At 66.9% G+C, this 11690-nt stretch carries 10 protein-coding genes and 2 tRNA genes; 9 read left to right on the top strand and 3 right to left on the bottom strand.

The window, feature by feature from the left end; all coding sequences use genetic code 11:
* The first annotated feature begins 92 nt into the window (after nucleotides 1–92).
* Nucleotides 93–177 (top strand) — tRNA-Leu (locus AC6LJ2_RS21825).
* Between the two features lie 148 nt (nucleotides 178–325).
* Here AC6LJ2_RS21825 and AC6LJ2_RS21820 read toward each other — a convergent pair.
* Complete coding sequence (locus AC6LJ2_RS21820) at nucleotides 326–766, bottom strand: GNAT family N-acetyltransferase (RefSeq protein WP_445658550.1); 441 nt, start codon at nucleotides 764–766, stop codon at nucleotides 326–328.
* 114 nt (nucleotides 767–880) lie between these two features.
* Between AC6LJ2_RS21820 and AC6LJ2_RS21815 the strand changes: the two genes are divergently transcribed.
* From AC6LJ2_RS21815 to AC6LJ2_RS21800, 4 genes are all read left to right on the top strand, one after another.
* Complete coding sequence (locus AC6LJ2_RS21815) at nucleotides 881–1777, top strand: DMT family transporter (protein ID WP_263914990.1); 897 nt, start codon at nucleotides 881–883, stop codon at nucleotides 1775–1777.
* 39 nt (nucleotides 1778–1816) lie between these two features.
* Nucleotides 1817–2761 (top strand): AEC family transporter, encoded by a 945-nt coding sequence (locus AC6LJ2_RS21810; RefSeq protein ID WP_445658549.1) that lies wholly within the window; start codon nucleotides 1817–1819, stop codon nucleotides 2759–2761.
* A gap of 157 nt (nucleotides 2762–2918) precedes the next feature.
* Complete coding sequence (locus tag AC6LJ2_RS21805; RefSeq protein ID WP_445658548.1) at nucleotides 2919–4142, top strand: YeeE/YedE family protein; 1224 nt, start codon at nucleotides 2919–2921, stop codon at nucleotides 4140–4142.
* 91 nt (nucleotides 4143–4233) lie between these two features.
* On the top strand, nucleotides 4234–5904 hold the full coding sequence (locus AC6LJ2_RS21800; RefSeq protein WP_263914961.1) for an FMN-binding glutamate synthase family protein: 1671 nt from the start codon (nucleotides 4234–4236) through the stop codon (nucleotides 5902–5904).
* A gap of 6 nt (nucleotides 5905–5910) precedes the next feature.
* On the opposite strand, the gene AC6LJ2_RS21795 is transcribed toward AC6LJ2_RS21800, so the two are convergent.
* Nucleotides 5911–7275 carry a phospholipase D-like domain-containing protein gene (locus AC6LJ2_RS21795; RefSeq protein ID WP_498152170.1) on the bottom strand — a complete coding sequence of 455 codons (1365 nt, stop codon included), beginning with the start codon at nucleotides 7273–7275 and terminating at the stop codon, nucleotides 5911–5913.
* A 117-nt stretch (nucleotides 7276–7392) separates the two neighbouring features.
* Nucleotides 7393–7725 carry an ElaB/YgaM/YqjD family protein gene (locus AC6LJ2_RS21790; RefSeq protein WP_263914959.1) on the bottom strand — a complete coding sequence of 111 codons (333 nt, stop codon included), beginning with the start codon at nucleotides 7723–7725 and terminating at the stop codon, nucleotides 7393–7395.
* A gap of 393 nt (nucleotides 7726–8118) precedes the next feature.
* Here AC6LJ2_RS21790 and egtD point away from each other — a divergent pair, with 393 nt between their 5' ends.
* From egtD to AC6LJ2_RS21770, 4 genes are all read left to right on the top strand, one after another.
* The gene (egtD, locus tag AC6LJ2_RS21785) at nucleotides 8119–9096 is read left to right on the top strand and encodes an L-histidine N(alpha)-methyltransferase (protein ID WP_498152169.1); all 978 of its coding nucleotides are present in this window, start codon (nucleotides 8119–8121) and stop codon (nucleotides 9094–9096) included.
* Between the two features lie 36 nt (nucleotides 9097–9132).
* Nucleotides 9133–10449, top strand: coding sequence for an ergothioneine biosynthesis protein EgtB (egtB, locus tag AC6LJ2_RS21780; protein ID WP_263914957.1), 1317 nt, complete (start codon nucleotides 9133–9135; stop codon nucleotides 10447–10449).
* 130 nt (nucleotides 10450–10579) lie between these two features.
* A tRNA-Met gene (locus tag AC6LJ2_RS21775) sits at nucleotides 10580–10656 on the top strand.
* Between the two features lie 116 nt (nucleotides 10657–10772).
* Nucleotides 10773–11648, top strand: coding sequence for a carboxylesterase family protein (locus AC6LJ2_RS21770; RefSeq protein ID WP_498152168.1), 876 nt, complete (start codon nucleotides 10773–10775; stop codon nucleotides 11646–11648).
* Nucleotides 11649–11690: the final 42 nt, after the last annotated feature.

Genomic DNA, 11690 nt, shown 5'->3' with positions numbered 1-11690 from the left:
TAATCTCGTTCCTCTGCTGCTGAACACGAAACGAAACGCAAGCCGCTAGCTGAAAAGCCAACGACAAGCGCCGCAAAATGTGAAGCAACAGCGCCCAGGTGGCGGAATTGGTAGACGCGCATGGTTCAGGTCCATGTGCCGCAAGGTGTGGAGGTTCGAGTCCTCTCCTGGGCACCAATTATTACATCACGAGGTACCTGTCGTGATGCGCCAAGAAAAACCCCGTTCGCGAATGCGACCGGGGTTTTTTCTTTTCCGCTGACGGCTCTGCCGCCAACCCGAAGCCAGGTCGCCGGCCCGCCGCATCGCGGGCCGGGTCCCCGCCTTAAGCCAGCACCCGCGTCATCACGACGTGCGCAATGCCGGCCTCGATGAACTCCTCGCCTTCCACGCGGAAACCGTGCGCTTCGTAGAAGCCCTTGGCGTGGGTTTGCGCGTGCAGCACCAGCATGCGGTGGCCGTCGCCGTGGCCCTGCCCGATCAGGGCATCGAGCAACAGGCCGCCCACGCCCAGGCCGCGCGCCCGCTTGTGCACGGCCATGCGGCCGATGTGGCCGTCGGGCAACAGGCGCCCGGTGCCCAGCGGCGTGCCGTCGGCGGCATAGGCCACGGCGTGCACCGAGACCGCGTCGTCATCGTCCATCTCGACTTCGGGCGGCACGTTCTGTTCGATCACGAACACTTCATAGCGCACCGACGAGGCGTCGTCGCGCAGGCGGTCCCAGGTTCCCAGAGAGATGCGTACCGCCGGTTTTTCGCTGGCCATGTTGTTTTCCTTCGCGTCGCCGCTGTCCATGATTGCGTTGCCCTCATTTTCGCAGGGATGGCTCCCCGGTGAAACAGGCGTACGATCGCGGCTGGCCTCCCCTCGCCCATGCCCATGCCGCAAGCCGCCACGCCCGCCTGGTTGAAATTCGCCCCCGCGCTTTTCCTGCTGCTGTGGTCCAGCGGCTTCGTGGTGCTCAAGGTCGGGCTGGCCTATGCCGACCCGATGACCTTCCTGGCGCTGCGCTACGCCTGCGTGCTGCTGCTGCTGGCACCGCTGCTGCTGGCGTTGCGCCCGCCGCTGCCGCGCGGCGCCAGCGCCTGGGGCCACCTGGCCATGGTCGGCCTGCTGCTGCAGGCGGGCTATTTCTGCTTTACCTACCTGGCACTCAAGCATGGCATGTCGGCCGGCGGCGTCGCGCTGATCACATCGCTGCAACCCATCCTGATCGGCCTCTTGGCACCGGCCATCGCGCACGAACGCGTCGATGCGCGGCGCTGGGCCGGCCTGGGACTGGGCGTGTGCGGCGCCGCGCTGGTCATCGTATCCAAGGCCTCGGTCGACCTGGCGTCGCCACTGGGCCTGGCGTTCGCCGTGGCCGCCCTGCTGTGCATCACCAGCGGCACGCTGTACGAAAAGCGCTTCGGGGTGCAGACCCATCCCGTCACGTCCAATACCGTGCAATACACGGTGGGACTGCTGGTGAGCGCACCGCTGGCCTGGTGGCTGGAACCCATGCAAATCGAGTGGACCGGACCGCTGCTGGGCTCGCTGGCCTATCTGGTGGTCGGCAATTCGCTGGTCGCGATCACGTTGCTGCTGGCGATGATCCGCCATGGCGAGGCGTCCCGCGTGTCCGCCCTGTTCTTCCTGGTACCGCCCACCACGGCCGTCATCGCCCTGCTGGTGCTGCAAGAGCCGATTCCGCCGCTCGCCTGGCCCGGCATGGCGCTGGCGGCGCTGGGCATCCTGCTGGTGACGCGATCCGCGCGGCCGGCGTCCGCCCGGTAGAATGACCGGCTTTTCGCCCCCCCCCCCTCTCATGCCGCCATGAATGCCGTCATCACCGCCGCCCTGCCGGTCTTTGCGCTGATCCTGACCGGATGGCTGGCGGCGCGGTGGCGCGTGCTGGGGGCTGGCGCCACCGACGCCCTGAACCGCTACGTGGTCTACCTGTCGTTGCCGGCGCTGCTGTTTCGCGCCATGACGCAGGTGGACCTGACGCGCATGGCGCACTGGGGTTTCGTGGGCGCGTTCGCCGGCGGCATCGCCGTGACCTTCCTGGTGTCGTTCGTGCCACGCAAGCGCGGCCCCACCGGCCTGACCGACCGCAGCATCGAGGGGCTGGCCGCCTCATACGCCAACGCCGGCTACATGGGCATTCCGCTGTGCCTGGCACTGTTCGGCGCCGAAAGCCTGGCGCCCGCGGCCTTCACCACCCTGCTGACGGCCAGCGTACTGTTCGGCGTGGCCATCGCCTTGATCGAATTCGACCGCCAACAGGCGCCCAGCCTGCCCGCCACGCTGCTGAAGGTCGGCCGGGCGCTGATGCGCAATCCGCTGCTGGCCGCACCGGTGCTGGGTCTGGCCTGGGCCGGCACCGGCGTGCCGCTGCCTGATGGCGTGGACCGCTACGTAGCACTGCTGGGCGCGTCGGCCAGCCCCTGCGCGCTGGTGACCATTGGCCTGTTCCTGGCGCAGACCGAAACCGCCAGCGCCGGTCCGGGCGTGCTGCGGCTGGTCGCCGGCAAACTGCTGCTGCAACCGGCCGTGACGGCGTTGCTGGCCTTCCAGGTGTTTTCCATGCCGCCGCTGTGGGCCTGGACCGCGGTGCTGATGAGCGCCCTGCCGATTGGCACCGGCCCGTTCATGCTGGCCAAGATGTATGGCCGCGACGCCCGCGTCACGTCGCGCGCGATCCTGGTGTCCACCGTCTTGTCCGTCCTGACAGTCAGCGTGCTGGTGGCCTGGATCAGCGCCCACCCGATTTCGTAGCGCTCGCCAAGGCGAGCCCCTATATTATTAATAGTTATTAAAGAAGCATAAATAGATGCTTTGAGAAATGTTCGCTGCCCTTTAGACTTGATCCACGATGACGGGTGCGGCGACGCGCCCGTTTGCATTGACTGACCGATTTTCCCCGGACTCGCCCATGAGCACCCACGCCTCCACCCTACCCTTGCCGTCGGCGCTGCCGCCCATCCAGATCAACCGCAAGCCGCTCTGGATTGCACTGCTGCTGGTGCTGGCCGGCGCCCTGTACCTGAACCAGACGGTCAGCTGGCGCCAGGGCGCGTTGTGGATCGTTGGCGCGCTGCTGGGCGTGGCGCTCTATCACGCCTCGTTCGGCTTCACCCAGGCGTGGCGCGTATTCGTGTCGGATCGCCGCGGCGCCGGGCTGCGCGCGCAGATGTTCATGCTGGCCGTGGGCGTGCTGCTGTTCTTCCCGTTCCTTGCGCAGGGGTCGCTGTTCGGCCAGCCCGTCAACGGCCTGGTGTCGCCCCCGGGCGTTTCGGTGCTGCTGGGCGCGTTCCTGTTCGGCATCGGCATGCAGCTGGGCGGCGGCTGCGCCTCGGGCACGCTGTTCGCGGTGGGCGGCGGCAATACGCGCATGCTGGTCACGCTGTTGTTCTTCATCATCGGCTCGGTCATCGCCACCGCCAACTTCGGCTGGTGGTCGACCCTGCCCGCGCTGGCACCCACCTCGCTCATCAAGACCTGGGGCCTGGCGCCCGCGATCATCGCCAACCTGGCGGTGTTTGCCCTGATCGCCTGGATCGCTACCGTCCTGGAAAAACGCCGCCACGGCCACGTGGTGTCGTTCGCCTCGCGCACGGCCCGGCCGGCGTCGCTGCTGCAAGGCCCCTGGCCGCTGATCTGGGGCGGCGTGGCCCTGGTGGTACTGAACTTCGCCACGCTGGCGCTGGCCGGCCGCCCCTGGGGCATCACGTCGGCCTTCGCGCTGTGGGGCGCCAAGGCGCTGGATGCCATGGGCGGCGACGTGGCCACCTGGGCCTACTGGAGCAAGCAGGCCGCCCTGGGCGCGCCGCTGCGCCAGGACGTGACCACGGTCATGGACATCGGCCTGATGCTGGGCGCCCTGGCCGCGGCCAGCGCCGCCGGCAAGTTCGCGCCTGTCTGGAAGGTGCCCGCCCGTTCGCTGGCCGGCGCGGTCATCGGCGGCCTGCTGCTGGGCTACGGCGCACGCCTGGCCTTCGGCTGCAACATTGGCGCGTATTTCAGCGGCATCCTGTCGGGCAGCCTGCACGCCTGGCTGTGGTTGCCGGCCGCTTTCGCGGGCAGCGCCCTGGGCGTGCGCCTGCGCCCGCTGTTCGGCCTGGCGGTCGAAAAGACGCCCGCGGCATCCAGCTGCTGAAAAACACTGTTCCAGCAATGCCCCCTGCCAGGGGGCATTTTTACGTCCGCCGTGGTGTAAGGTTGCTGCATTCCGCAACACGGAGATGGACATGCAATGGATTGCCGGCCGCTTCACGGCCTTTATCTTGACCCTGGCGGGCGCCGCCGTGACCACCGTGCTGGCCGCCACGGACTCGCTCGGATGGCTGTGGGCCGCCATCCCGCTGGCCATGCTGGGGGCCCTGGGCGTCTACGACCTGATCCAGACGCGCCACGCCATCCGCCGCAATTACCCGGTGCTGGGCAACCTGCGCTTTCTGTTCGAATTCATCCGCCCCGAGATTCGCCAATACTTCCTGGAAGACGACACCCAGGCATCGCCGTTCTCGCGCGCGCAACGTTCGATCGTGTACCAGCGCGCCAAGCGCGAGATCGACAAGCGCCCCTTCGGCACCCAGGAAGACGTCTACGGCGACCGCTACGAATGGATCAACCATTCCATGTCGCCCACCCACATCCGCGATACCGATTTCCGCGTCACCGTCGGCGGGCCGGACTGTACCCAGCCCTATTCGATGTCGGCCTTCAACGTGTCGGCCATGAGCTTTGGCGCCCTGTCGGCCAACGCCGTGCTGGCCCTGAACGAAGGCGCGCGCCAAGGCAATTTCGCGCACGACACGGGCGAAGGTGGCATCAGCCGCTACCACCGCCAGCCGGGCGGCAGCCTGGTCTGGAACATCGGCTCGGGCTACTTCGGCTGCCGTGACGAGCACGGCGCGTTTTCCGAAGAAGCGTTCATCAAGAATGCCTGTACGCCGCAGGTGAAGATGATCGAGATCAAGCTGTCGCAAGGCGCCAAGCCAGGCCACGGGGGCATCCTGCCCGCCGGCAAGGTCACGCCCGAAATCGCCGAAGCGCGCGGCGTGGTCGCCTGGCAGGACTGCAATTCACCGGCCAGCCACTCGGCCTTCGACACGCCCATCGGCCTGATGAGGTTCGTGGCCCGCCTGCGGGAACTGTCGGGCGGCAAGCCGGTTGGCTTCAAGTTCTGCGTGGGCCACCCCTGGGAATGGTTCGCCATCGTCAAGGCCATGCTCGAAACCGGCATCACGCCCGACTTCATCGTGGTCGACGGCGCCGAGGGCGGCACCGGCGCCGCGCCGGTGGAATTCGTCGACCATGTGGGCACGCCGCTGCGCGAAGCCCTGCGCCTGGTGCACAACACCCTGATCGGCGTGAACCTGCGCGACCGCATCAAGCTGGGCGCCTCGGGCAAGATCATCACCGCGTTCGACATGGCCCGCGTCATGGCCATGGGCGCCGACTGGTGCAACGCCGCGCGCGGCTTCATGTTCGCCATCGGCTGCATCCAGGCGCAGGCCTGCCACACCGGCAAATGCCCGACCGGCGTAACGACCCAGGACCCGCTGCGCCAGCGCGCGCTGGTGGTGCCGGACAAGGCCCAGCGCGTGGCCAACTTCCACAAGAACACGCTGCATGCGTTGGCCGAGTTGCTGGCCGCTGCCGGCCTGACGCATCCGGGCCAGCTGCGGCCGCACCATATCGCCCGCCGCATCTCGTCCAGCGAGATCCGCCTGCTGTCGGCGCTGTTCCCCGAACTGGCTCCCGGCGAGCTGCTGCGCGGCGAATTCCGCCACCAGGTGTTCCGCGCCGGCTGGGCCATGGCGCAGGCCAATTCGTTCCAGCCCACGCACGACATCAGCACCGCGCTGGCGCAGGAACGTGCGATGGCCCATCCGCCGCAGGCTGCGCCGGCCTGACGGCCGCTACAGCCAGCGCTCGAACATCCGCGAAAAGAACTCCATGAACCGGTCGTCCACGCCCCGGGCCCGCCAGGCCTCGGGCGTGATGCGCACCGAATCGGCCACGTCGCGCTGGAACAGCGCTTCCATTTCAGTGGCGAAATCCGCCCCCAGCACCACCGCGTTGACCTCGTAGTTCAGGGCAAAGCTGCGCCAGTCCATGTTGCTGGACCCCACGGTGGACCAGACCCCGTCCACCACCGCCGTCTTGGCGTGCAGCAGCGCATCGCGCCGCTCATGGATGGTCACGCCCGCCTTGAGCAGCTTGCCGTAATGCGAACGGCCGGCATTGAACACCAGCGACGAATCGCTGAACCCCGGCAGCACCAGCACCACATCCACGCCGCGCTGCGCGGCGGCAACCAGCACATCGACGAACGCCGGGTCCGGCACGAAGTACGCCATGGTGATGTGGATGGACTTCTGCGCGCTTTCAAACGCCGACATCAGCGTCAGGTAGACCGTGTAGCCATCGCTGCGGTCAGGCTGGTTGGACAGTATCCGCACCCGCGTCGGACCCGTGGCGGGCGGCGCGATCACCTCGCCGCCGCCCTTGAGCGGTTCCTTGGCCTGCGATTCCCAGCCCGCGCGCACCACGGCTTCCAATTGGGTCACCGCGGGCCCCTCGATGCGCAGGTGGGTGTCGCGCCAGGGTGCGGCGCGAGCGTCCGTATTCTTGGCGTCGGGACTGTTGCCCATGCTGCCCGAACCGCCGCGCCCGCCTGAAGGCGACGAGGCATAGACGCCGCTGACGTTGATGCCGCCGAGGTAACCGACCTTGCCGTCCACCACCAGTATCTTGCGGTGATTGCGCTGGTTGGGCGACCAGCCTGCCCGGCTGCCGTTGACGGGACTGACGGGATTGAACACCGCCACCTGCACGCCCGCGTCGCGCAAGCGCTGGAACAGCGCGTCGGGCGTCTTGATCGTGCCCACCGCGTCCACCATCAGGGCGACGTCGGCACCACGATTGCGTGCCGCGATCAGGGCCTCGGCAAAGCGCGCGCCTTCTTCGTCGTCGTCAAAAATGTAGGTTTCCATGTGCACGTAGCGCCGCGCCTGAGCGATCGAGCGCAACATGGCCTGGTAGGTGCTGGGGCCGTCGGCCAACAGGCGTACCCGATTGCCGGCCACCAGCGGCGCGCCGCTGACCGCTTCTTCGACTGCCAGGTGGCGGGCCAGGAAATCATCTTTGGGCGTGTCCGGGCTGGCGGCGATATCGTGGCCGCGCCGGTAGCTGTCCTGGGCGGCATCGGCCGACAGGCCTGCCTGCGCCTTGCGTGCCGCGCGTTCTTGCGCGTCGGGCACGCTGGCGCAGGCGGCCAGCATGGCGGCAACGCACGCCAGCGCCGCGGCGCGCAACCCCCGCCGCCATCCGGCGCGCCACGACAACGGGCCGCAAGCGGCCCGTTGGTAAAGCGGTGGCGGCCTCATGGCGCGCCTTGCCTAGCGCCGGTTGGCCAGCAGGCAGCAGCCCAGCAACACCCCCACCAGCGTGGCCACGCCCACGGACTTCCAGGCGTTTTCATGGACGTATTCGTCGGCATAGGCCTTGGCGCGGCGCGCCCGGTCGAGCGCGGCGCCTTCCCAATCGCCAGCGGATTCACGCGCCTCGGCCAACTGGCGCTTCAGGCGCGAACGGGCCGCTTCGATTTCCGAACCCGTATAGGAAGCCGTCGAACGCAAAAGGTCTTCAGTGCCGGCAAGCAGCTCGTGCAAGCTGTCGCTCACCCGATCGCGATGCAGGGCCATTTCAGCGCGCTGGTTCTTTCTATTCATAGTCGCTCCTATTGCGTAGTTGCGGGTTGGGCCTGCCCTGCCCCCGGTTGCGCGCAAGCCATCACGCGATGCGGGCGGCACGGTGCGGAGCCATCGCTCCGCCAGGCCATGCCCCCATTGTGACCTTGTCGGCGTGCTCCCGGCCCGAGCTTTCGCAACCAGCCGTTAACCGATATTTCAATGGCGCGGAACTTGCTGAGGACCACGGCCCTCATCGGCCAGCCCGCATGCGGTTGCCCACGGGGACACACCCGGCCGAACGTCGCCGCCGCCCCCTCGATTTCGTAAAAGTCCATTGCATTTCAGAGGCTTAGACTTGACACCAGAACCCCTCTGGCCGCCACAATAAGCCTTTGCAATGCGCTTCACCCGCCTCAAAAAGGAACTGAACGCATGGTCTCCCCCTCCGCACTTCTTGCCGGCGCCGCGCCAAGTTTCCTCGCGCCCCAGCCGCAGCCCATCAGCGCCGAGCAGCACGAACTGGGCCGTGGCCTGCTGGACCACCCCGCCCATATCGATCCCAAATACCTGTACGACGCGCTCGGCTCTTCGCTGTTCACCGCCATCACCCAGTTGCCCGAGTACTACCCGACCCGTTGCGAAGCCGAGATATTCGAACGGCACGGCCAGGACATCGCCCGCCGTGTCGGCCCCGTGCAGACGCTGATAGACCTGGGCGCGGGCGATTGCGTCAAGGCAGAACGCCTGTTCGCCAACCTGCGCCCCCGCCATTACGTGCCCATCGACATCTCCGCCGACTATCTGCAGGCGGCCGTGCGGCGGCTCCGTCTGTCATACCCGGACCTGCGCATCACCGCGATCGGCCAGGACTTTTCCCAGGCGTTGTCACTGCCGGCCGGCATTGCGCCTGAACAGCGCCTGTTCTTCTACCCGGGGTCCAGTATCGGCAACCTCGACCCGGACAGCGCGCGCGCCATGCTGCAACGCATCCGGCGTCAATGCGAAGGCGGCGGCTTGCTGGTGGGTGTGGACCGGGTCAAGTCCCGGCAAGTGCTTGAACCCGCCTACGACGATGCCCTGCACCTGACCGGCGCCTTCAACCTGAACCTGCTGCGGCACGTCAACACGTTGCTGGGCTCGGACTTCGACATAGGCGAGTGGCGCCATGTGGCCCTGTTCAACAGCGAGCAGTCGCGCATCGAGATGCACCTGCAGACGCAGCGCCCCGTCACCGTGAGTTGGCCCGGCGGCGAACGGCGCTTCGCGGCAGGCGAACGCATCCATACGGAAAACTCGTACAAGTTCACGCCCCAGGCCTTCACCGACCTGCTGCACAGTGCGGGCTATCACGATGTCGAACACTGGTCGGATGCGCGCGGCTGGTTCTCGGTATTCAGCGCCCGTGCCTGACGCCCTGCCCCCTCAACCCGCCCCTGGAGGATCGCCATGGAACCTGCCTGCCTGCTGACCCATCCCGCCAACGGCCCCTACGCCGCCGGACAAGCGGGCCAGCACGACCGGTACGATGCCGTGCGCGCCACCAGCACCTCCCTGGCAGCACCCTTGAGTCCCGAAGACTGCCAGGTGCAATCCATGCCCGACTGCAGTCCCGTCAAATGGCATCTGGCGCACACGACCTGGTTCTTCGAAACCTTCCTGCTGACGCATTTCCATCCACCCTATACCGTGTTTCACCCGCAGTACCGGATGCTGTTCAATTCCTACTACAACGCGGTCGGCGCCAAGCACCCGCGCCCCCAAAGAGGCCTGCTCTCGCGCCCGCCACTGGCGGACGTGCTGCACTACCGCCAGCATGTCGACAACGCCATGCATGAATTGATCTCGCGGTTGGGCGGCAACGATCCAGCCTTCGATGCCTTGCTGGAACTGGGACTGAATCACGAACAGCAGCACCAGGAACTGATCCTGACCGACGTCAAGCACATGCTGTCGGGCAACCCGCTCAGGCCGGCCTACGTGGCCTCGGGCTCGCCGGCGCTGCCGCCCGGGACCCCCGCCGGCTGGACTCGCTACAGCGGGGGCGTGGTGCGCATCGGCCATGACGGCAAGGGCTTCGGCTTCGACAACGAAGGCCCCGCGCACGACGTGCTGCTGACGCCCTTTCACCTGGCCGACCGGCTGGTGACCCAGCACGAGTACCTGGCCTTCATTCGCGACGGCGGCTACAGGCGCCCGGAATTATGGCTCTCGCTGGGCTGGGAACGGGTGTGCGCCGAAGGCTGGCGCGCCCCGCTCTACTGGGAGGGCCAGCGCGACGACTGGCGGGTGTTTACGCTACGCGGCATGCAGGAACTGGAACTGCAGGCGCCCGTCACCCATATCAGCTACTACGAAGCCGACGCCTACGCGCGCTGGGCCCGCGTGCGGCTGCCCCGAGAAGCGGAATGGGAGCACGCCGCCCGGCAACTGCCCGACGGCAGCCATACCAGTCGCGCCAACCTGCTGGAAAACGGCCATCTCGACCCTCGCCCCGCCCCCGCCCGGCTCGGGGCCGCCGGCCCCGTGCAACTGTATGGCGACGCCTGGGAATGGACTGCCAGCAGCTATGACGCCTACCCGGGCTTTACGCCAGACGCCGGGGCGGTGGGCGAGTACAACGGCAAGTTCATGTGCAACCAATACGTGCTGCGCGGCGGCTCCTGCGCCACCCCGCGCGGCCATATCCGACCCAGCTATCGCAATTTCTTCCCGCCGGAGGCCAGGTGGCAGTTTTCGGGGATCCGGCTGGCGCGGGATGCCTGAGGCGGGGGGATAAAAAAACGCCCCCACCCAGTTGCATTGCCAAAAAATTTCATGCTAGAATTTCGTTCTTCGTTGCTCAGCTTCGTTTGGAACTGAAGCTTGAAACTACGGTTTTACGCAACGGAAAGATGGCGCATTAGCTCAGCCGGTTAGAGCGACGGAATCATAATCCGCAGGTCCCCTGTTCGAATCAGGGATGCGCCACCAGAATTTTTGAAAGGCCTTCACGCAAGTGAAGGCCTTTTTGCATTGGGCGATCTAGAATGCGGCGCGAGTCATTTCACAAAACAGAGCAGCAGCACTGAAAAGAGAGCACCCACAACATGCGCCATTCTGGAACTGCCCCCCGTCCGGCCCTGGCCGCCCTTGCCCTGATTGCCGGCCTGCTGTCGACAAGTGCCTGGGCCGCCGCGGGCAGCGTGCAGGCGTCGCACGCCGCGTTCGCCCCCACCGCAGAACAGCTGCAAACCGTTGAAACCTTCAAACAGGCCCCGATCGATGCCTTCGTGCCGGGCGAATTCGCGCGCTCGGGCAAGCCGGCGCTGCCCTACCGGCTGGTTTCTCCGCTGCCCGCGAGCGGCAAGGACGCCGGCAAAAAATACCCATTAGTGGTGATTTTTCATAGCTCGGGCGGCATCGGCACGGATAATCTGTCGCCCCTGAACGCCTTCACCCGTACCTTCGGCACGGAGGCATCGCGCCGCGATTTCCCGGCGTATGTGCTGGTGCCGCAGACACCGGGCCGCACGGCCAACTACACCAAGGACGCGCACGACGTGCGTATCTCGAAACCGGGTCTGGACCTGGCCGACGTCATGCGCTTGGTCGACGACATCGCCAGGCACCATCCCGTGGACACCCGGCGCATCTACGCGGTGGGCTTCTCGATGGGGGCATCGGCCGCGCTGGATGCCGCCGTCGCCTCGCCGCACCGCTTCGCGGCCATCGTGGCCATGTCGGGCGTGCCGCCTGAACGGTCGCTGGCCAAGCCCCTGGCCAGCATTCCGCTCATGCTGATGCACGGGACGGCCGACAAGGAAAATCCCTACGAAGGCAGCCAGGTGTGGGCCCAGGCGCTGGCCGCGGCCGGCGGTCATCCGATCTTCATCACTTACGACGGCATGGACCACCGCATCGCGCCGGAACTGTTGACCGCCAAGCCCTGGCGGGAATGGATGTTCCAGCAACGCCGCCCCTGATACGCAAAACGCGCGCCCCAGGCAGCCAAGCCACCTGGGGCG

The organism is Achromobacter sp. 1014246743, from assembly GCF_059760725.1.
This window is presented reverse-complemented; position numbering and strand designations above follow the sequence as displayed.

Coding starts and splice junctions, on each gene's coding strand:
- egtB (WP_263914957.1), top strand. CDS start 9,133: ATGGAACCTGCCTGCCTGCTGACCCATCCCGCCAACGGCCCCTACGCC.
- egtD (WP_498152169.1), top strand. CDS start 8,119: ATGGTCTCCCCCTCCGCACTTCTTGCCGGCGCCGCGCCAAGTTTCCTC.
- AC6LJ2_RS21770 (WP_498152168.1), top strand. CDS start 10,773: ATGCGCCATTCTGGAACTGCCCCCCGTCCGGCCCTGGCCGCCCTTGCC.
- AC6LJ2_RS21790 (WP_263914959.1), bottom strand. CDS start 7,725: ATGAATAGAAAGAACCAGCGCGCTGAAATGGCCCTGCATCGCGATCGG.
- AC6LJ2_RS21795 (WP_498152170.1), bottom strand. CDS start 7,275: ATGCTGGCCGCCTGCGCCAGCGTGCCCGACGCGCAAGAACGCGCGGCA.
- AC6LJ2_RS21820 (WP_445658550.1), bottom strand. CDS start 766: ATGGCCAGCGAAAAACCGGCGGTACGCATCTCTCTGGGAACCTGGGAC.
- AC6LJ2_RS21800 (WP_263914961.1), top strand. CDS start 4,234: ATGCAATGGATTGCCGGCCGCTTCACGGCCTTTATCTTGACCCTGGCG.
- AC6LJ2_RS21815 (WP_263914990.1), top strand. CDS start 881: ATGCCGCAAGCCGCCACGCCCGCCTGGTTGAAATTCGCCCCCGCGCTT.
- AC6LJ2_RS21805 (WP_445658548.1), top strand. CDS start 2,919: ATGAGCACCCACGCCTCCACCCTACCCTTGCCGTCGGCGCTGCCGCCC.
- AC6LJ2_RS21810 (WP_445658549.1), top strand. CDS start 1,817: ATGAATGCCGTCATCACCGCCGCCCTGCCGGTCTTTGCGCTGATCCTG.